Origin of the sequence: Nocardia sp. NPDC057227 (genome assembly GCF_042669725.1) — a bacterium.
In the GTDB taxonomy this organism is placed as follows: domain Bacteria; phylum Actinomycetota; class Actinomycetes; order Mycobacteriales; family Mycobacteriaceae; genus Nocardia; species Nocardia asteroides_A.
Genome location: NZ_JBHUXA010000033.1, coordinates 1 through 23,110 on the forward strand (window position 1 = coordinate 1; position 23,110 = coordinate 23,110).

Annotated in this window: 20 protein-coding genes; 14 read left to right on the forward strand and 6 right to left on the reverse strand. The window is 71.8% G+C overall.

The annotated features are described in order from the left end of the window. Positions 1-34: 34 nt before the first annotated feature. Positions 35-727, reverse strand: a complete 693-nt coding sequence (locus ACFUJ1_RS30800) for a TetR/AcrR family transcriptional regulator (protein WP_378650826.1) — start codon at positions 725-727, stop codon at positions 35-37. A gap of 169 nt (positions 728-896) precedes the next feature. Here ACFUJ1_RS30800 and ACFUJ1_RS30805 point away from each other — a divergent pair, with 169 nt between their 5' ends. The 3 genes from ACFUJ1_RS30805 (at position 897) to ACFUJ1_RS30815 (ending at position 4,236) form a co-directional block, all read left to right on the forward strand. Further along, positions 897-1,937 (forward strand): DUF3152 domain-containing protein, encoded by a 1,041-nt coding sequence (locus ACFUJ1_RS30805; RefSeq protein WP_378650827.1) that lies wholly within the window; start codon positions 897-899, stop codon positions 1,935-1,937. A 163-nt stretch (positions 1,938-2,100) separates the two neighbouring features. Continuing rightward, the gene (gene moeZ / locus ACFUJ1_RS30810) at positions 2,101-3,282 is read left to right on the forward strand and encodes an adenylyltransferase/sulfurtransferase MoeZ (protein ID WP_378650828.1); all 1,182 of its coding nucleotides are present in this window, start codon (positions 2,101-2,103) and stop codon (positions 3,280-3,282) included. A 102-nt stretch (positions 3,283-3,384) separates the two neighbouring features. Further along, positions 3,385-4,236, forward strand: coding sequence for a TIGR02569 family protein (locus tag ACFUJ1_RS30815; RefSeq protein WP_378650829.1), 852 nt, complete (start codon positions 3,385-3,387; stop codon positions 4,234-4,236). 53 nt (positions 4,237-4,289) lie between these two features. On the opposite strand, the gene ACFUJ1_RS30820 is transcribed toward ACFUJ1_RS30815, so the two are convergent. Continuing rightward, on the reverse strand, positions 4,290-5,765 hold the full coding sequence (locus ACFUJ1_RS30820; RefSeq protein ID WP_378650830.1) for an MFS transporter: 1,476 nt from the start codon (positions 5,763-5,765) through the stop codon (positions 4,290-4,292). A gap of 133 nt (positions 5,766-5,898) precedes the next feature. Beyond that, positions 5,899-6,570: a FadR/GntR family transcriptional regulator gene (locus tag ACFUJ1_RS30825; protein ID WP_378650831.1), complete on the reverse strand. Its 672-nt coding sequence runs from the start codon at positions 6,568-6,570 to the stop codon at positions 5,899-5,901. A 65-nt stretch (positions 6,571-6,635) separates the two neighbouring features. On the opposite strand from ACFUJ1_RS30825, the gene ACFUJ1_RS30830 reads away from it, so the two are divergent. The 8 genes from ACFUJ1_RS30830 to ACFUJ1_RS30865 all read left to right on the forward strand — a co-directional run bounded on the left by ACFUJ1_RS30830 (position 6,636) and on the right by ACFUJ1_RS30865 (position 16,142). Next, positions 6,636-7,889: an MFS transporter gene (locus tag ACFUJ1_RS30830; RefSeq protein ID WP_378650832.1), complete on the forward strand. Its 1,254-nt coding sequence runs from the start codon at positions 6,636-6,638 to the stop codon at positions 7,887-7,889. 244 nt (positions 7,890-8,133) lie between these two features. Continuing rightward, positions 8,134-9,570, forward strand: coding sequence for a nitrate/nitrite transporter (locus ACFUJ1_RS30835; RefSeq protein ID WP_378650833.1), 1,437 nt, complete (start codon positions 8,134-8,136; stop codon positions 9,568-9,570). A 29-nt stretch (positions 9,571-9,599) separates the two neighbouring features. Further along, positions 9,600-12,131 carry a nitrite reductase large subunit NirB gene (gene nirB, locus ACFUJ1_RS30840; RefSeq protein WP_378650834.1) on the forward strand — a complete coding sequence of 844 codons (2,532 nt, stop codon included), beginning with the start codon at positions 9,600-9,602 and terminating at the stop codon, positions 12,129-12,131. A 65-nt stretch (positions 12,132-12,196) separates the two neighbouring features. After that, a complete protein-coding gene (nirD, locus tag ACFUJ1_RS30845; RefSeq protein ID WP_233020104.1) occupies positions 12,197-12,592 on the forward strand; it encodes a nitrite reductase small subunit NirD in 396 nt (131 codons plus the stop codon). 10 nt (positions 12,593-12,602) lie between these two features. Continuing rightward, complete coding sequence (locus tag ACFUJ1_RS30850) at positions 12,603-13,853, forward strand: uroporphyrinogen-III synthase (protein ID WP_378650835.1); 1,251 nt, start codon at positions 12,603-12,605, stop codon at positions 13,851-13,853. Next, entirely contained in the window at positions 13,850-14,551 is a 702-nt protein-coding gene (locus ACFUJ1_RS30855) for a sirohydrochlorin chelatase (RefSeq protein ID WP_378650836.1), read from the forward strand. The genes ACFUJ1_RS30850 and ACFUJ1_RS30855 overlap by 4 nt, the downstream gene beginning before the upstream one ends. 109 nt (positions 14,552-14,660) lie before the next feature. Next, entirely contained in the window at positions 14,661-15,605 is a 945-nt protein-coding gene (locus ACFUJ1_RS30860; RefSeq protein ID WP_378650837.1) for an alpha/beta hydrolase, read from the forward strand. Positions 15,606-15,686: 81 nt separating this feature from the next. Next, complete coding sequence (locus tag ACFUJ1_RS30865) at positions 15,687-16,142, forward strand: VOC family protein (protein ID WP_378650838.1); 456 nt, start codon at positions 15,687-15,689, stop codon at positions 16,140-16,142. Here ACFUJ1_RS30865 and ACFUJ1_RS30870 read toward each other — a convergent pair whose 3' ends face one another. Further along, entirely contained in the window at positions 16,143-16,757 is a 615-nt protein-coding gene (locus ACFUJ1_RS30870; RefSeq protein WP_378650839.1) for a TetR/AcrR family transcriptional regulator, read from the reverse strand. 122 nt (positions 16,758-16,879) lie between these two features. Here ACFUJ1_RS30870 and ACFUJ1_RS30875 point away from each other — a divergent pair, with 122 nt between their 5' ends. Genes ACFUJ1_RS30875 through ACFUJ1_RS30885 form a run of 3 tightly spaced genes read left to right on the forward strand, consistent with a single transcriptional unit; the run spans position 16,880 to position 21,321 of the window. Next, positions 16,880-17,917 (forward strand): NAD(P)-dependent alcohol dehydrogenase, encoded by a 1,038-nt coding sequence (locus tag ACFUJ1_RS30875; RefSeq protein ID WP_378650879.1) that lies wholly within the window; start codon positions 16,880-16,882, stop codon positions 17,915-17,917. A 21-nt stretch (positions 17,918-17,938) separates the two neighbouring features. After that, positions 17,939-19,573, forward strand: coding sequence for a class I adenylate-forming enzyme family protein (locus ACFUJ1_RS30880; RefSeq protein ID WP_378650840.1), 1,635 nt, complete (start codon positions 17,939-17,941; stop codon positions 19,571-19,573). 8 nt (positions 19,574-19,581) lie between these two features. Then, complete coding sequence (locus ACFUJ1_RS30885) at positions 19,582-21,321, forward strand: amidohydrolase family protein (RefSeq protein ID WP_378650880.1); 1,740 nt, start codon at positions 19,582-19,584, stop codon at positions 21,319-21,321. Here ACFUJ1_RS30885 and ACFUJ1_RS30890 read toward each other — a convergent pair whose 3' ends face one another. Continuing rightward, positions 21,322-22,254: a hypothetical protein gene (locus ACFUJ1_RS30890; protein ID WP_378650841.1), complete on the reverse strand. Its 933-nt coding sequence runs from the start codon at positions 22,252-22,254 to the stop codon at positions 21,322-21,324. A 235-nt stretch (positions 22,255-22,489) separates the two neighbouring features. After that, the gene (locus ACFUJ1_RS30895) at positions 22,490-23,107 is read right to left on the reverse strand and encodes a hypothetical protein (RefSeq protein ID WP_378650842.1); all 618 of its coding nucleotides are present in this window, start codon (positions 23,105-23,107) and stop codon (positions 22,490-22,492) included. Positions 23,108-23,110 lie beyond the last annotated feature (3 nt).

Consider the following 23,110-nt stretch of genomic DNA (forward strand, 5'->3'; position numbering starts at 1 on the left):
GCACCGATATCGGTGCGGGGCCCTCGTCGTCGGGTCAGGGCCGCTCGAGCGGGTGCTGCAGCGGGACGTGCGAGAGACCGCCCCAGGCCAGGGCGACGGTGGTGTCCACCGCCTCCTCCTTGGGGATCGGGCGATCCGCCTCCAGCCAGTACCGCGCGGTGAACTGGCTGGCGCCGACCAACCCGACCGCGAGGATGCGGGCGCGGTACGGGTCGAGCCCGGAGTCGTGCGCCACCACGTCGAAGACGGCGTCGACGCAGGCCTCGGTGGCCTGCTCGACCCGGCGCTGCACCTGCGGCTCGCTGGTGAGGTCGGATTCGAAGACCAGCCGGAAGCCCTGCTGCTCGTTGTCGACGAAGTCGTAGTACGCCTGGACGGCGGCGCGCACGCGCTGCCGGTTGTCGGTGGTCGAGCGCAGCGCCTGGCGCACGCTGGAGACCAGCATGTCGACGTAGTTCTGCAGCACGGCGACGTACAGCTCGAGCTTGCTGGTGAAGTGCTGGTACAGCACCGGCTTGCTCACTCCTGCGCACTGCGAGATCTCGTCCATCCCGGAGGCGTGATAGCCGCGGAGCACGAAGACCTCGCTCGCGGCCTGGAGTAGCTGCTGCCTGCGCTCGTCGCGCGGCAGCCTGGTGCCACGTTTGGTCGCGGTGGCACCGCGGTTGCCCGCGGGCTTGGGATCGGGCGACGAGTTGCGCGCCATCCGATCCACGAGGTCAGTCATTTCGGCTCTCCCAGTCGACGCCCCGGCAAGAATGGGGGTTTGCACCGGGTATCCCAAGCACGATACCAATTGTCGGGCGCCGCCCGTGCCCGGCCGTGATTACCGGCCCAACCCCGCTGCGGCGTGCGGCGATTCGAGGCAGACTGGCCGCTGTGAGAGTCTGTCTCCCGTGACCGACCGACCGGAACCACCGTCCGGCGCCGAGCTCGACCGCCTTCCCGTCGCGGCCGGTGGGGCCCCGCCCGTCCTGTACAGCCCGCCGGATCGCTCCTTCCAGCCGCTCTCCGCGAGCTGGAATCCGATCGAGGACGGCCCGTTCGCGGGCGAGCCGGAGTCGCCGCGGCGCGGCCCGATCCGGCGGTTCCTCGCCACCTACGGCTGGCGCGCCTACGCGCTGCCGGTGCTGCTCGCGGTGACCGTGCTGGTCGGGGTGGACGCGGTGCGCGGCGGCGGGCCGCCCGCGGTGGTGGTGGCGAGCGGGGTGCCCGGCTTCGGCACGCTGAGCCCGCGCGCGGACGACGTCGGCATCATCGGCGCGCCGCCGGGTGAGGGGAAGTTCCCGGCCGACCTGCCCACCGGCGCGCTGCCGGACGGCGGGCCGTTCACCGAGGTCGGGGCGGGGACCTGGCGCGTCGTCCCGGGCGGCACCGAGCAGGTCGGGCCGGGCACGCAGTACGTCTTCCGGTACACCGTCGAGGTGGAGGACGGGGTCGACACCGCGGCGTACGGCGGCGACGCGGCGGTCGCCAAGATGGTCGACTCCACGCTCGCCAACCCCAAGAGCTGGAGCCATGATTCGCGCTTCGGCTTCCGCCGGATCGACCAGGGCGACCCGGACTTCCGGGTGGCGCTGAGCACGAGGGCGAGCACCAGGAAGGCGTGCGGCTTCGACATCCCGATCGATTCGTCCTGCTACAACGCCGACTCCGAGCAGGTGGTGCTCTCCGAGGCGCGCTGGGTGCGCGGGGCGCCCGCCTTCGAGGGCGATATCGGCTCCTACCGGCAGTACCTGGTGAACCACGAGATCGGCCACGCCATCGGCTACCACCAGCACCAGCCGTGCGAGACCGACGGCGGGCTGGCGCCGGTGATGATGCAGCAGACCTTCGGCACCGACAACAACGCCATCGCCACGCTGGATCCGAGCGGGGTCGTTCCCATGGACGGGAAGCGCTGCCGGTTCAACCCGTGGCCCTACCCCCGTGGGTGAGGGCGGCTGCTCGGCCCGCGCGGGCGGCGGGTGCGCGGACCGACAGCCCTACCCCCGGGGGTGAGCGCGGTCTCCCGGTGCGCGACGATGACCGGGAAGAACCGGCCGGTCACCGGCGTTGCACGGAGAAACTCACCGGCCATCGACGCGAGGAGCCCTTGACGTGTCATCACCGAAGTCGCTGCCGCCACTGGTCGAACCGGCCGCCGAGCTCACCAGGGACGAGGTGGCCCGCTACAGCCGCCACCTGATCATCCCGGACCTGGGCGTCGACGGGCAGAAGCGGCTGAAGAACGCCAGGGTCCTGGTGATCGGCGCCGGCGGGCTCGGCTCCCCGGCGCTGCTCTACCTGGCCGCGGCGGGCGTCGGCACGCTCGGCATCGTCGAGTTCGACGAGGTGGACGCCTCCAACCTGCAGCGCCAGGTCATCCACGGCGAGTCCGACATCGGGCGGCCGAAGGCGGACAGCGCGCGCGACTCCATCCTGGAGATCAACTCCGGCATCGACGCGCGGCTGCACAAGATTCGGCTGGAGCCGGAGAACGCCGTCGAGCTGTTCCGCGAGTACGACCTGATCGTGGACGGCACCGACAACTTCGCCACCCGCTACCTGGTGAACGACGCCGCCGTGCTGGCGGGCAAGCCCTACGTCTGGGGCTCGATCTACCGCTTCGAGGGCCAGGTCTCGGTCTTCTGGGAGGACGCCCCCGACGGTCGCGGCATCAACTACCGCGACCTCTACCCGGAGGCCCCGCCGCCGGGCATGGTCCCCTCCTGTGCCGAAGGCGGCGTGCTCGGCGTGCTCTGCGCCTCGATCGGCTCGGTCATGGTCACCGAGGCGATCAAGCTGCTCACCGGCATCGGTGAGCCGCTGCTCGGCAGGCTCATGGTCTACGACGCACTGGACATGAACTACCGCACCATCAAGCTGCGCCGCGACCCGGAGCGGCAGTCGATCACCGAGCTGATCGACTACGACGCCTTCTGCGGCGTCGTCTCCGACGAGGGCCAGGCCGCCGCCGCGGGCTCGACGATCACCGCCCGCGAGCTGGAGGCGCTGCTCGCCGCGGACAAGGTCGAGCTGATCGACGTGCGCGAGCCGGTGGAGTGGGACATCGTGCACATCGACGGCGCCACGCTCATCCCCAAGGACCGGATCCTCTCCGGCGAGGCGCTCGCCGAGCTGCCGCAGAACCGGCCCATCGTGCTGCACTGCAAGACCGGGATCCGCTCGGCCGAGGCGCTGGCCGCGCTCAAGCAGGCAGGCTTCGCGGACGCGACGCACCTGCAGGGCGGCGTCATCGCCTGGGCCAACCAGGTGGACAGGACACTGCCCGTGTACTGACCGCAGCCGCTGGTCACGGCGGATGCTACGGATGTGCTACAGCAGTTTCCCGCTGCGGCGCGGCGACCGTCGGGGTTCCGGGAGCGGCGTTACGGTACCGCCGTGACCTCCGAGGAACCTCCCGACTACGTGCGGGCAACCTTCGGTCTCCAGTCGGTGACTCCGGTGTCGCTGGGTGACTGGGACGGCGGCTGGTTGCTCGACAATGTGGTGCTCAGCCCGGTGGCCGACCACGCGCGGTCCGCGTGGTCGGCCCGGGTGCGCGAGACGCTCGCGGTGGACGGCGTGCGGCTGGCCCGCCCGGTGCGCGCCACCGACGGCCGCTACGTCGTCTCCGGCTGGCGCGCCGACTACTACCTGGACGGCGTCCCCGAGCCGAGGCACGACGAGGTGGTCTCGGTCTCGCTGCGGCTGCACGAGGCCACCGCGGGCCTGGAGCGGCCGCGCTTCCTGGCGCAGCCGCCGGTCGCGCCGTGGCTGGACGTCGACGTCTTCGTCGCCGCCGACCGCGCGGCCTGGGAGGCCATCCCGCTGCGCAGCCTGCGCGGGGCGGGGGCGCCGGCGCCCACCTCGCCGGACGGCGTCCGCAGCATGGAGCTGATCGGCCAGCTGGCCACGCTGCGCCGCCCGGTGCGCACCCCCGCGCAGCTGGTACACGGCGACCTCTTCGGCACCGTGCTCTTCAACGGCCTCAGCACACCCGGCCTCACCGACCTCACCCCCTACTGGCGCCCCGTCGCCTGGGCGGCCGGGGTGATCGTGGTGGACGCGCTCTCCTGGGGCGGCGCCGACGACGGGCTGCTCGAGCGCTGGAGCGAGCTGCCCGAGTGGCCGCAGATGCTGCTGCGCGCGGTCATGTTCCGGCTCGCCGTGCACGCCCTGCACCCGCGCTCGAGCGCGGAGGCGTTCCCCGGCCTCGCCCGCACCGCCGACATGGTCCGGCTCCTGGTCTGAACGCGCGAACGGCGCGCCGGGGGCTCCGGCGCGCCGTTCCTCTCGTGCTGGGGTCAGACGTTGGCGTAGGCGAGCGAGGGCGCGCGCTGCACCGCGAACGAGGACCGCAGGTAGAACCACCAGGTCACCCCGGCCATCACCAGGAAGGCGACGGCGTAGGCCCAGAAGGCGGGCGCCATGCTGCCGAAGTTGATGTTCGACAGCCGGAGCGCCTGCTGCAGCAGGTACCCGCCGGAGGCGCCGACCGCCCCGATGACGCCGATCGCCGCCCCGGCCTGGCGCCGGGCCGATGCCGTCGCCTCCGCGGCGCTCATGCCGTGCGCATCAGCCCGCCGGGTGGCCTCGGCGCTGAAGATCGACGGGATCATCCGGTAGGTGGAGCCGTTGCCGATCCCGGTGAGCACGAAGAGCAGCAGGAACGAGATCAGGTACAGCGGGAAGCTCTTCATCTCCAGCGCCGCCATGATCAGCACCACCGCGACCGCCATTCCGCCGAACACCCCGACGGTCATCCGCGCGCCGCCGACCCGGTCCGAGATCCAGCCGCCGAACGGCCTGCTGAACGAGCCGACCAGCGCGCCGAGGAAGGCCAGGTTGCCGAGCGTGGTGATCCAGCCGATCTGCGCCAGGTTCGGGAAGTTGGCCTTGATCAGGGTCGGGAAGGCGAAGGAGAAGCCGATGAAGGAACCGAAGGTGCCGATGTAGAGGAACGACATCACCCAGGTGTGCTGGTTGGTGAGCGCCAGCTTGTACGAGCGGCCGTCCGACTTCGCGGTCGCGATGCTGTCCATGTAGCGCAGCGCGCCGAAGGTCGCCACCAGGATGAACGGCACCCAGACCAGCACCGAGAGCGTGATGCCGAAGCGGTACCCGGCCGGGTCCTTCGCGGTCAGGTGGGTGCCGAGGGTGATCAGCAGCGGCAGCACCAGCTGGGTCTGCGCGACGCCGAGATTGCCGCCCGCGGCGTTGATTCCGAGCGCCGCGCCCTTCTTGCCCTCCGGGAAGAAGAACGAGATGTTCGCCATCGACGAGGAGAAGTTGCCGCCGCCGACCCCGGCCAGCGCGGCCAGCACCAGGAAGACCCACATCGGGGTGCCCGGCTGGTTCACGAACCAGGCGAGCCCCAGCGTCGGGATGAGCAGCATGGCCGCGCTGAAGGCCGTGAACGCCCGCCCGCCGAAGCGTGGGATGGCGAAGGTGTACGGGATTCGCAGCGCCGCGCCGACCAGGGTCGGGGTGGAGGTGAGCAGCAGTGCGTTGCTCACCGCGACGGGGTCGCCCTTGCCGAGCCCGGCCAGGAACGGGAAGCCCGCGGCGCCCATGCTGGTCACCACGGTTCCCCAGATCACCCAGACGCTGAAGCCGAGATTCTCCGCGAACACCGAGAAGGACAGGTTCTTCTTCGCCGTGCGCTTGCCGCCGGACTCCCAGAATTGCGTGTTGTCCGGCTCCCAGCGCTCCAGCCAGCGGCCGCGCTTCTGATGGATGAACGGTTCTGTCTGCGTACCGGATTCGGCCACCGCTGTCATCGGATTCCTTCCCCTCGACACCTCGGTCCAGAAAAAGGTAGGAAATCGTTGTTGCGTCCCCGTGGCCCCCGGTGACGCGGGCGGCAATTCCCGCTCACATCGGCGGCAACCGGATGGTGACCCTTCGGTTACCTCAGTGGTCCGGGTACTCGGCGATGAGCGAGCCGAGGAAGCAGTGCGCGGCCCGCTCGGCGCGCTGCTGGTCGCCGTCGATCACGGCCCGCACCAGGTCGGTGTGCTCCTCCTGGTACCCGGAGGGCTGCTTCACCGCCCGCGCGGCGATCACCCGCTCGATGGTCGGCAGCAGCGAGTCGTAGAACTCCAGGTACACCGCGTTGTGGCTGGCGACCACGATGGCCCGGTGCAGCTCGACGTCGGCGGCGACCGAGCCGGCGTCGTAGTGGTCCCAGTTCTGCTCGTTGCGCACCGCGAGCAACCGGAGCAGGTTCTCGATGTCGGCGTCGTCGCGGCGGCGCGCGGCCAGCCCGGCGGCGGTGGTGTCCAGCGCCTTGCGCAGCTCGAGGATGTCGCGCTCCTCGGCGTCGGCGAAGTACTTGCCGAGCGTGCCGCCCACCTCGGAGGCGGCGATGACGTAGGTGCCCGAGCCCTGCCTGCGCTCCAGCATGCCCGCGTGCACCAGCGCCTGCACCGCCTCGCGCACGGTGTTGCGGCCGGTGCCGGTGAGCTCGGTGAGTTCGGGTTCGGTGGGTATGCGCGAGCCGATCGCCCAACGGCCGGAGCGTATTTCGGCTCGCAGCTGTTCGGTCACCTGGGCGATGAGGCTGGTGCGCCGGACGGGTTGCACCGGAACAGGGTACCGCTGCTCACACCGGGTTGCCCGACATCATCGGGTCATCCTATGATTTCCGGGTGACTGCCACACTCGACCCATCGGCGACCGAATCCACGTCGACGCAGCCTGCGGTGCGTCGGCGCGCGTTGCTGGAGGGTCGCCTGCTGGTATTCGCCGCGATCGTGATGTCCGCCTTCACCCTCCGGGTGGCGGTCACCGCGTTCAGCCCCCTGGCCGAGCGGATCGGCGCCGACATCGGCTACGGCACCGCGGTGGTCGGGGTCTTCGGCATGATTCCGACCGCGGCCTTCGCGCTCTCCGGCGTGCTCGCGCCGCTGCTGGTGCGCCCACTCGGGCTGGAGCGCACCGCGCTGGTGGCCATGCTGGCCGCTGGCACCGGCATGCTGATCCGCGCCACCGTCTCCGGCACCGGGGCGCTGCTGGTCTTCTCCGCGCTCGCGCTGATCGGCATGGGCATCGGCAACGTGGTGATCCCGCCGCTGGTCAAGCGGTACTTCCCGGACCGGGTCGCGGTGCTGAGCGCGCTCTACATCACCATGGTGCAGCTCGGCACGGTGTTGCCCGCGCTGGTCGCGGTGCCGCTGGCGGAGGCGCAGGGCTGGCGGATCTCGATCGGGGTCTGGGCACTGGTCGGCTTCGCGGCGGCGGTGCCGTGGTTCGCCGTGCTGCGCGTCCGGCGCGGGCGGGACCGCGCCGACGGCACCGCGCTGCCCGCCCCCGGCACCGCGCGTGGCCGGGTGTGGCGCTCGCCGGTGGCCTGGGGCATGGCCGTCATGTTCGGCATGACCTCGCTCTCCACCTACGCGATCTTCGCCTGGCTGCCCGCCGTGCTCGTCGACGCGGGCGCCGACGCGGCCTTCGGCGGCACCATGGTGGCGCTCTTCGCGCTGCTCGGGCTGGTCGCGGCGCTCGGCTCGCCGGTGGTGATCGCCCGCTTCGCGAACCCGTTCCCGATCGTCCTCGGCTGCGCGGTGTGCTTCTGGGTGGCCTTCGCCGGGCTGTACTTCGCGCCGATGGCCGCCCCGGTGCTGTGGGTGGTGATCCTCGGCCTCGGCCCGAGCACCTTCCCGATGGCGCTCACCCTCATCAACCTGCGCACCCGCACCCAGGAGGGCTCGGCCGCGCTCTCCGGCTTCGCGCAGGGCGTCGGGTACGCGGTGGCCTGCGTCGGCCCGCTGCTCTTCGGCGTGCTGCACACGGCGACCGGCGGCTGGGCCGCCGGTTTCGGGCTGCTCTCGGTGGTGGCCGTGGTGATGCTGCTCGGGGCCTGGCAGGCCTGCAAGCCGCGGATGCTCGAGGACAGCTGGTGATCCGGTTGCGCCCCGCGCCTGCCCGGTTCATGCTGTAGGTCACACCTCACCGGCGGCAACCTGCGGTTTCGGCTCTTCGTGACGCGACGAGAACCGTTGTGTCACCTGCCCGAAACAAAGCTCCGGGTCTCACCCCCACTCCGCGCGGCAGGTGAGCAACCGTTGATCCGGTGGCAATTTCGCGCAGCATCCCGGCAATACCCGTTCCCTACCGTTGGGCCATCCGCATGACAGGGAGGCCCCGTTGAGCACGTCGACCCGCACGCACACCATCACCGACTGGGATGCCGAGGACGTCGCGGCCTGGGAAGCAGGCGGCAAGGATGTCGCCAGGCGCAATCTGATCTGGTCGGTCTTCGCCGAGCACGTCGGGTTCTCGGTCTGGTCGATCTGGTCGGTCATGGTGCTGTTCATGCCCGCCGACCAGTTCGGCATCGACCCGGCCGGGAAGTTCTTCCTGGTCGCGGTGCCGACGCTGGTCGGTGCGCTCCTGCGCATCCCCTACACCGTGGCGACGGCCCGCTTCGGCGGCCGCAACTGGACGGTCTTCAGCGCGCTCATGCTGCTGATCCCGACACTGCTCACGCTGTACTTCGTGAACCAGCCGGGCACCTCGTACACCACCTTCCTGGTGGTGGCGGCCTTCGCCGGGCTCGGCGGCGGCAACTTCGCCTCGTCGATGACCAATATCAACGCCTTCTACCCGCAGCGGCTCAAGGGCTGGGCGCTCGGGCTGAACGCGGGCGGCGGCAATATCGGCGTCCCGGTGATCCAGCTGGTCGGGCTGGCCGTGATCGCGACGCTCGGTAACGAGTACGCCTCGGTGATCTGCGCCGTCTACCTGGTGCTGATCGCGCTGGCAGGCGTCGGCGCCGCGCTCTACATGGACAACCTGGCGAACCAGAAGGCCGATCTCGGCTACATGCTCACCGCGCTGAAGGTGCGCCGCTCCTGGGCCGTCGCGTTCCTCTACATCGGCACCTTCGGCTCGTTCATCGGCTACGGCTTCGCCTTCGGCCAGGTGCTGCAGCTGAGCTTCCGGGCGGGCGGCGACACCGCCGCCCAGGCCACCCTGCACGCCGCGTCGATCGCCTTCCTGGGCCCGCTGCTCGGCTCGCTGGCCAGGCCCTACGGCGGCAAGCTCGCCGACCGGGTCGGCGGCGGCCGGGTGACCGCGGTGGTCTTCGTGCTGATGACCGCGGCGGCCGTACTGGTGGCGGGGGCGAGCACCGTCGGTGACAGCAACGGCGGCGTGCCGACCGGCGGCACCATGACGGCGCTCGTCGTCGGCTTCATCGCGCTCTTCGTGCTCTCCGGGCTCGGCAACGGCTCGGTCACCAAGCTCATCCCGTCGGTGTTCGAGGAGGAGTCCCGCACGCTCGGCCTGGCCGAGCCCGAGCGGGCCGCGTGGTCGCAGAACACCTCCGGCGCGCTGATCGGCTTCGTCGGCGCCATCGGCGCGCTCGGCGGCGTCGGGATCAACCTGGTGCTGCGCTCCTCCTACGCCTCCACCAGCTCGGCCACCACCGCTTTCTGGGTCTTCACCGGTTTCTACGTCGCGTGTGTCGCGCTCAGCTGGCTGGTGTTCGTCCGCCGTCCCGCCACCGCGGCCACCGACATCGTCGTCGAGGCGGAGGCGCTGGTCCTCGAAGCCGAGGCCGACGCCGTCCCCGCCCGCTGACCCGCAACGACTCCCCGAAGGGACTCCCCATGACATCCACAGCAACTCGCACCGCCGTGGTCGTCGGTCACGGCATGGTCGGCCACCGCTTCGTCGAGGCACTGCGCGCCAGGGACACCGAGGGCACCTGGCGGGTGATCGTGCTCAGCGAGGAGGCGCTGCCCGCCTACGACCGGGTCGGGCTCTCCTCCTACATCGGCAACTGGGAGACCGCCGCGCTGGCGCTGCCGGGCAACGAGTACGCCGGCGACGCCCTGGTGGAGCTGCGGCTCGGCCAGGGCGGCGCGGCCATCGACCGGGATGCGCGCACCGTCACCACCACGACCGGCGACGTGCTCGCCTACGACGCGCTGGTGCTCGCCACCGGCTCCTACCCCTTCGTGCCGCCGGTGCCCGGCCACGAGAACGCCGAGTGCTTCGTCTACCGCACCCTCGACGACCTGGACGGCATCCGCGCCGCCGCCGAGGCCGCCGGGCCCGGTGCGCACGGCGTTGTCGTCGGCGGCGGGCTGCTCGGGCTGGAGGCGGCGAACGCGCTGCGCATGCTCGGGATGACCCCGCACGTCGTCGAGTACAACCAGCGGCTGATGCCCGCGCAGGTCGACGAGGGCGGCGGCGCGGTGCTGGAGCGGCTGGTCAGCGACCTCGGGCTGCACGTGCACACCGGCGTCGGCACCTCGTCCATCGAGGCCACCGGCGACACCGCGGCGAACCGGCTGAAGATCTCGCTGAGCGACGAGAGCGTGATCGAGGCCGGGCTGCTGGTCTTCTCGGCAGGCGTCCGCCCGCGCGACCAGATCGCCAGGGACGCCGGGCTCGAGGTCGGGCCGCGCGGCGGCATCGTCACCGACCTCGGCCTGCAGACCTCGGACCCGCACATCTACGCCATCGGCGAGTGCGCCGCGGTCGAGGGCGTCTGCTACGGCCTGGTCGCCCCCGGCTACACCACCGCCGAGATCGTGGCCGACCGGCTGCTCGGCGGCGCGGGCGAGTTCCCCGGCGCCGACCTCTCCACCAAGCTCAAGTTGCTCGGCGTCGACGTCGCCAGCTTCGGCGACGCGCACGGGACCACCGAGGGCGCGCTCTCGGTGGTGCTGCACGACGCCGCCAAGGGCACCTACGCCAAGCTGGTCGTCTCCGACGACGCGCAGACCCTGCTCGGCGGCATCCTGGTCGGCGACGCCTCGCAGTACGCGGCGCTGCGCCCGCTGGTCGGGCGGCCGCTGCCCGCCGAGCCCGCCGCGCTGATCTCCCCGGCCGGCGCCGAGCTCGGCGCCGACGCGCTGCCGGACGACGCGCAGATCTGCTCCTGCAACAACATCTCCAAGGGCGCCATCTGCGGCGCCATCGCCGACGGCGCCTGCGACGTCCCCGGCATCAAGAGCTGCACCTCGGCGGGCACCTCGTGCGGCGGCTGCGTGCCGATGCTCAAGAAGCTGCTGGAGCAGTCCGGCGTCGCCATGTCGAAGGCGCTCTGCGAGCACTTCGAGCAGTCCCGCGCCGAGCTCTTCCAGATCGTCCAGGTGACCGGGATCCGCACCTTCTCCGGGCTGATCGCCAAGCACGGAAAGGGCTCCGGCTGCGACATCTGCAAGCCGACGGTCGCCTCCATCCTGGCCTCCACCTCCAGCGAGCACATCCTGGACGGCGAGCAGGCCGCGCTGCAGGACACCAACGACCACTTCCTGGCCAACCTGCAGAAGAACGGCACCTACTCGGTGGTGCCGCGGATGCCGGGCGGCGAGGTCACCGCCGAGCAGCTGATCACCATCGGCCAGGTCGCGAAGGAGTTCGACCTGTACGTGAAGGTCACCGGCGGCCAGCGGATCGACCTCTTCGGCGCCAGGGTGGAGCAGCTGCCGCTGATCTGGCAGCGGCTGGTGGACGCGGGCATGGAGTCCGGGCACGCCTACGGCAAGTCGCTGCGCACCGTGAAGAGCTGCGTCGGTTCCACCTGGTGCCGGTACGGCCAGCAGGACTCGGTCGGCATGGCGGTGCTGCTGGAGAAGCGGTACCGCGGGCTGCGCTCGCCGCACAAGATCAAGCTCGGGGTCAGCGGCTGCGCCCGCGAGTGCGCCGAGGCGCGCGGCAAGGACGTCGGGGTGATCGCCACCGAGAACGGCTGGAACCTCTACGTCGGCGGCAACGGCGGGCTCACCCCCAAGCACGCGGTGCTGCTGGCGGGCGAGCTGGACGACGCCACCCTGATCAGCTACATCGACCGCTACCTGATGTTCTACGTCCGCACCGCGGACCGGCTGCAGCGCACCGCGCCGTGGCAGGAATCACTCGAGGGCGGCATCGACTACGTGCGCTCGGTGGTCTGCGAGGACAGCCTCGGTATCGCCGACGAGCTGGAGCGGGCCATGGACCAGCACGTGGATGGTTACCGCGACGAATGGGCCGCGGTGCTGGATGATCCGGAGAAGCTCTCCCGGTTCGTGTCCTTCGTGAACGCGCCGGAGGAGTCCGACCCGACCATCTCCTTCGACGACAGCGGCGAGCGCAAGGTGCCGGTTCTGCTCGGCATGCCCCCGATCACCGCTACCGCCGGGAAATGACCGTTTAACCGCGTGGAAACAGGACGCCGGTACCAATAGGTAGGGCTTCGGCGAGGAGAAGAGTGATGACCGTTATCGACACCCCCGGCTACGCGCCGGCCACGACGACCGGGTGGACACAGGCCTGCCGCCTCGACTACCTGACCCCCGGCCGCGGCGTCGCGGTCCTGCTGCGCGGCGGCCGCCAGGCAGCGCTGTTCCTGCTCCCCGGCGGCGTGCTCTACGCCGTCGGCAATATCGACCCGTTCGGTCGCGCCGCGGTGATGTCGCGCGGGATCGTCGGCGATCGCGGCGGCGTGCCCGTGGTGGCGTCGCCGCTGCTCAAGCAGGCCTTCTCCCTGGTGGACGGCCGCTGCCTGGACGACGATTCGGCAGCGCTGCCGGTATACGCGGTGCGGGTCGACGACGGGCTGGTGTCGATTTCGAACAAGCCGGTCGGTGATACCGCCTCGGATGGATGAGGCCACACCCATGACGACGCCCGACCCGCCCGCTGCCCTAGCGGGCTTCACCATCGGCATCACGGCCGCGCGCCGCGCCGAGGAATTCGCCACCCTGCTCGTCCGGCGGGGAGCGGGCATCGTCTCCGCGCCCGCCATCCGGATCATCCCGCTCGCCGACGACACCGAGCTCGAGCGCGTCACCAGGCAGCTCATGGCCGAGCCGCCGCAGATCGTCGTCGCCACCACCGGCATCGGCTTCCGCGGCTGGATGGAGGCCGCCGAGGGCTGGGGGCTGGCCGAGGAGCTGCGCGACACCTTCTCCGGCGTCCGGATGCTGGCCCGCGGCCCCAAGGCCAAGGGCGCCATCCGCGCCGCCGAGCTGCGCGAGGAGTGGTCGCCCGCCTCGGAATCCTCCGCCGAGGTGCTCGACCACCTGCTCGCCGAGGGCGTGGAGGGGGTGCGGATCGCGGTGCAGCTGCACGGCGCCACCACCGAGTGGGAGCCGGTCCCCGACTTCTGCGAGGTGCTGCGCTGCGCGGGCGCCGACGTGGTGCCGGTCCCCGTGTACCGCTGGGTGCCGCCGGACGACAACGGCCCGATGGACACCCTGATCGAATCCGTCGTCACCGGCAGCATCGACTGCGTCACCTTCACCAGCGCGCCCGCGGTGGCCTCGATGCTCATGCGCGCCAAGGCGACCGGGCTGCTGGAGGGGCTGCTCTACGCGCTGCGTGGCCGGGTGCTCGCCGCCTGCGTCGGGCCGATCACCGCGGCCCCGCTCGAGGAGCTCGGCGTGCCGACCACCCAGCCCGCGCGGGCCAGGCTCGGTGCGCTGGCCAGGCACGTCGCCGAGGAGCTGCCGCGCCGCGCGAACCGGATCTACGCCGCCGGGCACCACATCAGTGTGCGCGGCGCCTGCGTCGTCGTGGACGGCGAGGTGCGGCAGCTCGCGCCCGCGCCGATGGCGCTCATGCGGGCGCTGGCCAGGCAGCCGGGGCGGGTCGTCTCCCGGGAGGACCTGCTTGCCGCGCTGCCCGGCGGGGGCGACGACACGCACGCGGTGGAGACCGCCATCGCCCGGCTGCGCGCCGGGCTCGGCACGCCCAAGGCGATCCAGACCGTGGTCAAGCGCGGCTACCGGCTCGCGCTCGACGCCGCCGAGTGCATCGACAACAATCCGCCGCCGCCGGTGGTGACGCCGGGTGGCGGGGCTGGTGCGGTGCAGCCGTTCCGCGGTGGCAGGCAGGTGCCCGGCAGGCGCGTCGTGGGGGCCTGGTGAGCGCCCCCGCGCTGGTGCTGGTCGCGCACGGGACGCGGAGCACGAGGGGCGTGCAGATGATCGCGGCGCTGGCCGAGGCAGTCGCCGCCGAGCCGGAGGCGCCGCGGGTGCGGACCGCCTTCGTGGACGTGCTCGGGCCGTCGCCCGCCGAGGTGCTCCGGGATCTCGATTCCGAAGCGGCGGTGCTGGTTCCGGCCTTCCTGGCCTCGGGGTACCACGTCTACCAGGACGTGCCGCGCGAGGTGGCGGAGAGCGGGCACGGCGCTGTCACCGTGACGCCCGCGATGGGGCCGGATGCCGCGCTGGCCGGGGTGCTGGCGCTGCGGTTGCGCGCGGCCGGATGGCGGCGCGGGGACGCGGTGGTGCTGGCCGCGGCGGGTTCGTCGGATGCCAGGGCGCGCGCGGATGTCCGGCGGGCGGCCGGGCTGCTCGCCGAGCAGTTGCGGGTTCCGGTGCGGATCGCCTACGTCGCCACCGGGACGCCCCGGGTGCCCGAGGTCGTCGCCGAACTGCGCGCCGGGGGTGCGGAACGGGTCGTGGTGGCCTCGTACCTGCTGGCGCACGGGTTGTTCCACCAGCGGCTGCACGATGCCGGTGCGGACGCGGTCGCGGAGCCGATCGGTGTGCACCCGGCCATCGTCCGGCTGATCCTGTCGCGCTACCGCGCCGGGGTCAGGGAGCTGGCACACGCCCGCTGAGCGGCAGTCTCCGCGCCGCCGGGGAGCCGCCCGCGAACCCCGGGCCGTGAACCGGACACGCTTCCGCGCGCTGCGCGCATCCCCACGCCGGGAGGAGCAAACTACAGGCATGATCCGCCGGACCCTGCTCGTCCTGCTCACGGCGTTGCTCGGCGCGCTCCTGGCGCCCGCGACCGCCACCGCCGACCCGGGCCCGGCGCGCATCCTGGATGTGCGCCCCATCGGCGGCAGGCAGCTCGAGGTGGTGGTGCACTCCGCCGCCATGGACCGGCCGATCACGCTCTGGGTCTCGAACGCGGGCGAAGGCGCGCCGGTCCTCTACCTGCTCAACGCGGTGGACGGCGGCGAGGACGGCGGCCCGTGGACCCGCCGCACCGACGTCGCCGAGTTCTACGCGGACAAGCCGATCACCGTCGTCGTCCCGATGGGCGGCCGCGCCTCGTACTACACCGACTGGCAGGCCGACGACCCGGTCCTCGGCCGCAACCGCTGGTCCACCTTCCTCGGCGACGAACTCCCGCCACTTCTCCAGCAGCGCTTCGGCGCCGCGGACCGGATGGCCGTCGCAGGCGTCTCCATGTCCGCCACCTCGGCACTGAACCTCGCCATCGAGCACCCCGGCCGCTTCCGGGCGGTCGGCGCCTTCAGCGGCTGCCCGCGGACCAGCGACCCGGCCGCCCGCGCCATGGTCTACGCCCAGCTCGGCGTCTTCGGCGCGAACGCGACGAACATGTGGGGCGGCCCCGCCGACCCGGCCTGGCCCGCGCACGACCCAACGGTCAACGCCGACCGGCTGCGCGGCACCGCGCTCTACGTCTCCGCGGGCAACGGCCTGCCCGGCCCGCACGACTCGCTCGCCGACCCGGACCGCGCGCTCGTCGGCGGCATCATGGAGAGCGTGATCAACGGCTGCACCGGCCCGTTCCTCGCCCGGCTCGCCGAACTCGGCATCCCGGCAGGCACCGACCTGCGCACCGGCACCCACGCCTGGCCCTACTGGCAGGACGACCTGCGCAATTCCTGGCCGGTCATCGCCGCCGCGGTCGGCGCCTGACATCTTTTCGCCGACTGTGTCGAGAACCGGAAACCGGCTCCGACCGCAGGGTGACAGCAGCTCACCGATCGAGGAGACACCATGACCGTCACCACCTTCCTCTGGCTCGAGTCCGGCGCCGAAGAAGCCGCCGCGCTCTACACCGCCGCGATCCCGAACTCCCGGATCACCTCGAGCACCCCGGGCCCGGACGGCCGCGCCTTCATCGTCGGCCTCGACCTCGACGGCCACGCCGTCACCCTGATGAACGGCGGGCCGGGCCACCCGCTCTCCGACTCCGCCTCATTGCAGCTGACGGTGGACGGCCAGGCCGAGGTCGACCGGCTCTGGGCCGCGCTCACCGCGGACGGCGGCACGCCGGGCCCGTGCGGCTGGCTCACCGACCGCTTCGGGCTCTCCTGGCAGGTCGTCCCCGCGGAGCTGCCCGAGCTCATGGGCTCGCCGGACCCGGCCCGCGCCGGCGCGGTCGCCACCGCGCTGCGCACCATGTCCAAGATCGACGTCGCCGCCCTGCGCGCCGCGCACGACCAGGGCTGATCAGGGCGTCTGCAGCGCGGGGAACCAGATGTCGGCGAGCACCGCGGCCGCCCGGTCCGCGGTGACGTCGATGGTGCCGAGCAGCGCCCACCGGGTGAAGAACCGCTCCAGCTGCGCGACCAGCATCTCCACCCGCAGCCGGGCCTCGTCGCGGCGCTCGGCGGGCCAGCGCGCCAGGTAGGCGGTCATGGATTCCGGGAGCGCGGCGAAACCGGCTCGCATCAGGTCGCGGAACTCCGGCTCCAGCGCGGTGGCCTCGTCCCAGGCCGAGAGCAGGTCGCGGTGCTGCTCGAACCAGTCGATGGCCCGGCGCATCCAGTCCTCGAACTCGGCGCGCGAGCCGGTCTCCAGCACCCGGTCCAGGTCTTCGCAGAAGGCCAGCGCGTTCGGCAGCGCGGTGCGCTCGCCGAGTACGCTCAGCACCTCCATCTTGCCGGTGAAGTGCAGGTAGAAGGTGGCGCGGCTGCACCCGACGGCGGCCGCGACGTCGTCCACCCGGACGGCGCCGTAGCCGCGCTCGACGAAGAGCGTGTTCGCCGCCTGCAGAATGCGCTCCCTGGTGCGCAGCTTCTGCTCCTCGCGCAGCGTGCGCCGAGGCTCCGTGTGGGCGGGCATCGTTCGATCATAGACATTCCGTCGTTCACTGGACGCTGTGTCCAGCGACTGCTAGCGTCCTGTGTGCCAGGTCACGTCGGGCCCGGCGCGAACAGGAGCGTGTGGTGGGCGATACCTCGACGATGCGAGCGCTGCAGCTCACCGGCCCCGGAACCCTCGAGTTGCGCGAAGTGCCGATCCCGGAGCCCGGCCCCACCGAGCTGCTGGTCCGGGTGGGCGCGGTCGGCATCTGCCACTCCGATCTCTACGTGCTGGAACTCGAGTTCCCGCTGCCCGCCCCGCTCACCATGGGGCACGAGGTCGCTGGCACCGTCGCCGCGGTGGGCAGCGCGGTCACCGGGATCGCCGACGGCGAGCGCGGGCTGATCTACCTGTGCTGGTCCTGCGGGGTCTGCCGGGAGTGCGAGCGCGGCAACGAGAACGTGTGCCTGGCGGCCGGGCGCACCGCCATGCCGCCCTGCCCCGGGCTGGGCCCGGACGGCGGCATGGCCGAGTACATCAAGGTCCCGGCGAGCTCGTTCGTGCCGATCGGCGACCTGGAGTTCGCCGCCGCGGCGCCGCTCGCCGATGCCGCGCTCACCTCGTACCACGCGATTCGCGGCGCCCGCGAGCAGCTGTACCCGGGTGCCACCGCGGTGACCATCGGGATCGGCGGGCTCGGGCATGTCGCGGTGCAGATCCTGAAGACCTTCGACGGGGTGCGGGTGATCGCGGTGGACGTCGGCCCGGACAAGCTGGAGCTCGCCACCGAGTGCGGCGCCGACCTCGGGCTGATCGCCGGTCCGGACACCGCCGCCGAGATCCTCGCGCGCACCGACGGCCGCGGCGCCGAGGCGGTCTTCGACTTCGTCGGCACCGACGCCACCGCCGCGCTCGCGGTGCAGGCGGTGGCGCCGAACGGCGCGTACCGCATGGTCGGGCTCGGCGGCGGTGCGCCGGAGCTCACCGCAGGCCCGTCCGGCGGGCCCGGTTGGCCGTGGGGCGCCTCGGTGCGGAAGTCGTACGGCGGCACCAAATCCGACCTCGTCGACTCGGTCGCGCTGGCCCGCGCCGGACGGCTGCATGTGGCGGTCGAGCGGTTCGACCTCGCCGACGGCCGCACCGCCTTCGACCGGCTGGCCCGCGGCGAGATCCGCGGCCGCGCCGTCCTGGTTCCGTAGAGCAGACAGGGAGAATCTCCGATGACGCAGGCTGCCGATCTACAGCAGCTCGCCGCGCAGGTGGTGGCGAAACTCGCCGGGCCGGGCGGCCCCTTCGCACTCACCGTCGAGCCGATGCTCGGCACGCAGCTCCCGGTCTTCGAGCACCGCCGCCGCTCGCTCGGCACCGCGCTCACCGACTCCAGGGGCTGGGGCGACCGCGACTACCTGGTCACCGCCGAGCGCCGCTGGACCTACACCGAGCACGCCGACGCCGCTGGCGCGCTGGCCGCCGGACTGGCCGCGCGGTACGGCGTCGGCAAGGGCGACCGGATCGCCATCCTCGCCGCCAACTCCCCGGAGTGGGTGATCGCCTTCTGGGCGGCGCAGAGCCTCGGCGCCATCGCCGCCGGGTACAACGCCTGGTGGGCGCCGCGCGAGATCGACTACGCGCTCGGCCACTCCACGCCAACGGTGGTGATCGCCGACGCCGCGCGGGCCGAGCGAATCACCGGCACCGACATCCCCGTGCTCACCATCGAGCACGACCTCCCCGCGCTGCTCGCCGAGTTCGCCGGCGCCGCCCCGGAGACCCCGGTCGAGGAGGACGACCCCGCTGTCATCCTCTACACCAGCGGCACCAGCGGCAGGCCCAAGGGCGTGGTGCACACGCACCGCAACCTGCTCGCCGTCACCGAGTACCACCGCTTCACCGAGGCGCTCGCCGACACCTTCGCCGGCCTCGCCTTCGACCTCGAGCGTCCGAGCGCCAAGCGCTGGCTGCTCAGCTCGCCGCTGTTCCACATCGCCAGCCTGCACAACCTGGTGGTGCCGCGGATCGCCACCGGCGCGGCGGTCATATTCCCGGACAACAAGTTCGACGCGGGCAAGGTGCTGCGGCTGATCGAGCGCGAGCGGGTGACGCACTGGGGCGCGGTCCCGACCATGGCGATCCGGCTGCTGGAGCAGAACCTGGGCGAGTACGACCTGAGCTCGCTCAGCGCCTTCTCGCTGAACACCGCGCCCTCCTCGCCCGCGCTGCACCAGCGGCTCCGCGAGGCGCTGCCGGTGCAGCTGGCCACCAGCTACGGCCTCACCGAGGCTGGCACCGCGGGCACCCTGGCCACCCCCCCGGAGCTGGCGGCCTTCCCGGAGACGGTCGGCAGCCCGATCATCGGCGTCACCATCGCCATCCGCGACCCCGAGGGCAATGACCTGCCGGAGGGCACCGAGGGCGAGATCTGCGTGCGCAGCCCGTACGTCATGCTCGGCTACTGGAACGACGAGGCCGCCACCGCCGCCGCGCTTGACGGCGAGCGCTGGCTGCGCACCGGCGACTTCGGCCTGCTCCGGGACGGCAGGCTCTACCTCGTCGGGCGGCGCAGCGACCTGATTCTGCGCGGCGGCGAGAACGTGTACCCGACCGAGATCGAGAACGTGCTGGACGAGCACCCCGCGGTCGCCGAATCGGCGGTCTTCGGCGTTGCCGACCCGGATCTCGGGCAGGCGGTGGCGGCGCTGGTCGTCACCACCGCGCCGGTGACCGAGGCCGAGCTGCGCGAGTTCGCGGCGGCCCGGCTCGCCTACTTCAAGGTGCCCGCGCAGTGGCGGTTCACTCCGGAAGCACTGCCGCGCAACGCGACCGGGAAAGTCGTCCGGCGCGACCTATCGCTCTGAGAGGAGACATCGTGTACGACACCATCGTCAAGGGCGGCCGCTGGTTCGACGGCACCGGCGCGCCCTCGGCCGTCCGGCATCTCGGCATCGTGGACGGCCGGGTCGCGACTGTCTCCACCGTTCCGCTGGACGAGACCGGCTGCCCGCGGGTGATCGACGCCGAAGGCCGCTGGGTGCTGCCCGGCATCGTCGACGTGCACACCCACTACGACATCGAGGTGCTGCAGCAGCCCGGGCTCGCTGAATCGGTGCGGCACGGCGTCACCACCGTGCTGCTCGGCTCCTGCTCGCTCTCCACCGTGCACGTCGACGCCACCACCGCCGCCGACCTCTTCGCCCGGGTCGAGGCGATTCCGCGCAAGCACGTCGTCGACGGCGTCGAGACGCACCAGGTCTGGCGCGATGCCGCGGAGTACGCCGCCTACCTGGACGCGCTGCCGCTCGGCCCGAATATCGCCGCCTTCATCGGCCACTCCGACATCAGGGCGGATGTGCTCGGCCTCGACCGCGCCACCGACCGTTCCTTCCGCCCCAGCGCCGCCGAAATCGGTGAGATGGAGCGTCGGCTGGTTGCCGCGCTGGAAGCCGGGTTCGTCGGCATGTCCTCGCAGCAGCTCGAATTCGACAAGCTCGACGGCGACACCTGCCGCTCCCGCACCCTGCCCTCCACCTACGCCCGCAGCCGCGAACGGCACCGGCTGAACTCCGTGCTCCGCCGCGTCGGCCGCGCCCTCCAGGGCGGCCCCGACGTTCAGCGCCCGCACAGCCTCGTCACCATGGCCGCCAGCACCGTCGGCATCTTCCGCAAGCCTTTGCCGGTCAGCCTGCTCGCCGCCGCGGACCTGAAGGCCATCCCGTTCGTCATCCGGGTCTTCCCGCTGCTCGCCCGGCTCTTCAACGGCCTCGGCGGCAACCTCCGCTTCCAGCACCTCCCGGTGCCCTTCGAGGTCTACGCCGACGGCATCGACCTGGTCATCTTCGAGGAGTTCGGCTCCGGCGCCGCCGCCCTGCACCTCGCCGACCGGATCGAGGAGCAGCGCTCCCTGCTCCAGGACGAGGAGTACCGCCGCCGCTTCCGGGCCGACTACGACAACAGCTTCGGCCCGCGCGTCTGGCACCGCGACTTCTTCGACGCCGAGATCGTGGACTGCCCCGACCATCTGGTGATCGGCAAGACCTTCGGCCAGGTCGGCGTCGACCGCGGCGGCCTGCACCCGGTCGACGCCTACCTGGACCTGGTGGTCGAGCACGGCCGCAAACTGCGCTGGCGCACCACCATCTCCAACCATCGCGAAGACGTGCTCAACCGCATCGCCGTCGACCCCGGCGTCCAGCTCGGCTTCTCCGACGCCGGGGCACACCTGCGCAACATGGCCTTCTACAACTTCGGCCTGCGCTTCCTCCGCCGGGTGCACCAGGCTCGGAAACCCTTCATGACCATCGAGCACGCGGTGCACCGCCTCACCGGCGAACTCGCCGACTGGTACGGGCTCGACGCCGGTCACCTCCGCCTCGGCGACCGCGCCGACCTCGTCGTCCTCGACCCGGCGGGGTTGGATTCGTCGCTCGACGACTACGCCGAAGCCGCTATCCCCGCCTACGACGGGCTCTCCCGCATGGTCAACCGCAACGATCGCGCGGTCACCGCTGTGCTGGTGAACGGTGAGTTCGTCTTCGGGGAGGGTGTCGTCGCCGAGCGCCTCGGCACCGTCCGCACCGGTCGTTTCCTGCGGGCCGAGAGCCGCTGATCAGCACACAGTGCCTGCCCGCGGCGGGATGACCGCCGCGGGCCCCGCGCACTCGGCCGGGATGTCGAGGCGGGTGGCCAGCACAAGGTCCTGATCGACGATCTGCCGCCGCGTCTCGCGCCACAGCGCGGCCACCGCCGCAGGCGAGTCGACACCGGGCGCTGACCGGTGGCTCTGCGTGCTGGCCGAGTTGATCGCACCGGGAATCCGCACGGAAGGCCGGGCGAACCGAGGGCCGTCGGCCGCCGCGGGCAGCGCCGGGACGAAGCTGTACATGCCGTCGACCGGGTCATCGAAGGTGGCAGCGCGATAGAGCGTGAGCACCGCCTTCGGCGCCGGCGCGCAGTTGCCCTTGCCGTCGGGCACCGAGCAACCGTCACCCGCCGGTGCACCGAGCGGCTCGGCGGTCGCCGCCAGAAACGCGTCGTCCAGCCCGTGCTCCGCCACCGCGAGCGGAGTCCACGGCTCGGCCGAGGCCACCACGAACACCGTGTCCACGCAGAACTCGCCCCCGAGCACCGAACCGAAGACGATCACCGAACCCCGCTCCAGGCCCCGCAGAGCAGTCGGCCCCTTCCTGGTGTTCTGCTTGCAGTTGCTGTAGATCATCCGATCCCCGAACACCCACGGGTCGGTGTTCTGCCGCGGATACGGCTCGATCGGCCGCGTCCAGCACGGCTCGTGCAGCGCCCGTGGCAACTGCCTCGCGCGCGGCCACCGCTCGACGATCCGCGACGGCGATTCCCACTCACCCCAGAACACGAGTTCACCGCTGCGAGGGAGGGTTTCAGCGCCCTCGGCCAGGTACTCCCCATTCCCACGCAGGAACTTGCGCCCGTGCGACCCGGTATTCCACGGAACGGCATCCTGCCGAGGCGCGATCTCCCGTCCGGGATGCGGCAACTGGACGAAGCGAGGACGTGTGCTGCTCACACCCGCCTCCATCGCCTGCGCGGCAGCGGAAGTTACTCGCGAAGTCAGTGCTGGTGGTCAGGCAGGCAGTAGGGAGCTTTCGGGGTAGAACCCGCCCACCGGGCCGTCCGTACCCTCGATATCGAGCGAGACGTGTGCGTGTCCATTGCGCACGCTGGTGACGGTTCCGTCCACGAGGCGCCGCCCGAATCGCACTCGGATCCGGTCGCCCGGGTGCAGCGACCTCCGCTTCCGCTCACGCATGCCGGCCCTCCTCGTCCCAGTTCGTTCCCGTCAGGTCCACCAAGTGTGCACCGACGACGCGGTCCAGGCCAGCGGCCGCTCCGTCGAGCGAGCGCCGCCATCGCCGGAATGTCCCGAGGTGCAGCGGATGGTGGCGACGTGCTTCCCGCAGTTTGGCGCCGTCGCTGTGCGCGACTGCATTGCGAACCTCGTTCAGCGCGGTCAGCGTCGAGTTCCACTGTTTGCCCCGTGCCGGGTAGGCGGCGTGGATGGTCGGCCAGAGGGTGAGGCCGAGAACGGCGAAGTCGCTGCCGAGCGCCGCCGGTGCGGCATTGCCACGGTCGAGCCTGCGTTCTCGGACCAGTGCGTTCAGGACGACCGGAATCTGCTGGTCGTTCCCTGGCGCCAGGCTTCCTGCCAGCACGATCGCCGCATCATCGTGCAGGTCGCGGCAGTAGCCCTGGAACTCTGCGGCGAGACTCACGAAGAGCGCGAGGTTCAGGTGCTTGGTCGCGTTCCAGCGGCCGGGCCGGCCGCCGGTCGCCGCGGTGTGTACAGCCTCGAGGCTGTCCAGCACGCCGCAGCGCTCGAACTTCCAACGGGTGAGAGCGGAGGACCTGGGTCGCGGCACGCG

Excerpts from the sequence above, each read along its gene's own strand:
- ACFUJ1_RS30800 (WP_378650826.1), bottom strand. The coding sequence starts at position 727 with ATGACTGACCTCGTGGATCGGATGGCGCGCAACTCGTCGCCCGATCCC.
- ACFUJ1_RS30820 (WP_378650830.1), bottom strand. The coding sequence starts at position 5,765 with ATGACAGCGGTGGCCGAATCCGGTACGCAGACAGAACCGTTCATCCAT.
- nirB (WP_378650834.1), top strand. The coding sequence starts at position 9,600 with ATGACATCCACAGCAACTCGCACCGCCGTGGTCGTCGGTCACGGCATG.
- nirD (WP_233020104.1), top strand. The coding sequence starts at position 12,197 with ATGACCGTTATCGACACCCCCGGCTACGCGCCGGCCACGACGACCGGG.
- ACFUJ1_RS30850 (WP_378650835.1), top strand. The coding sequence starts at position 12,603 with ATGACGACGCCCGACCCGCCCGCTGCCCTAGCGGGCTTCACCATCGGC.
- ACFUJ1_RS30860 (WP_378650837.1), top strand. The coding sequence starts at position 14,661 with ATGATCCGCCGGACCCTGCTCGTCCTGCTCACGGCGTTGCTCGGCGCG.
- ACFUJ1_RS30865 (WP_378650838.1), top strand. The coding sequence starts at position 15,687 with ATGACCGTCACCACCTTCCTCTGGCTCGAGTCCGGCGCCGAAGAAGCC.
- ACFUJ1_RS30870 (WP_378650839.1), bottom strand. The coding sequence starts at position 16,757 with ATGCCCGCCCACACGGAGCCTCGGCGCACGCTGCGCGAGGAGCAGAAG.
- ACFUJ1_RS30875 (WP_378650879.1), top strand. The coding sequence starts at position 16,880 with ATGCGAGCGCTGCAGCTCACCGGCCCCGGAACCCTCGAGTTGCGCGAA.
- ACFUJ1_RS30880 (WP_378650840.1), top strand. The coding sequence starts at position 17,939 with ATGACGCAGGCTGCCGATCTACAGCAGCTCGCCGCGCAGGTGGTGGCG.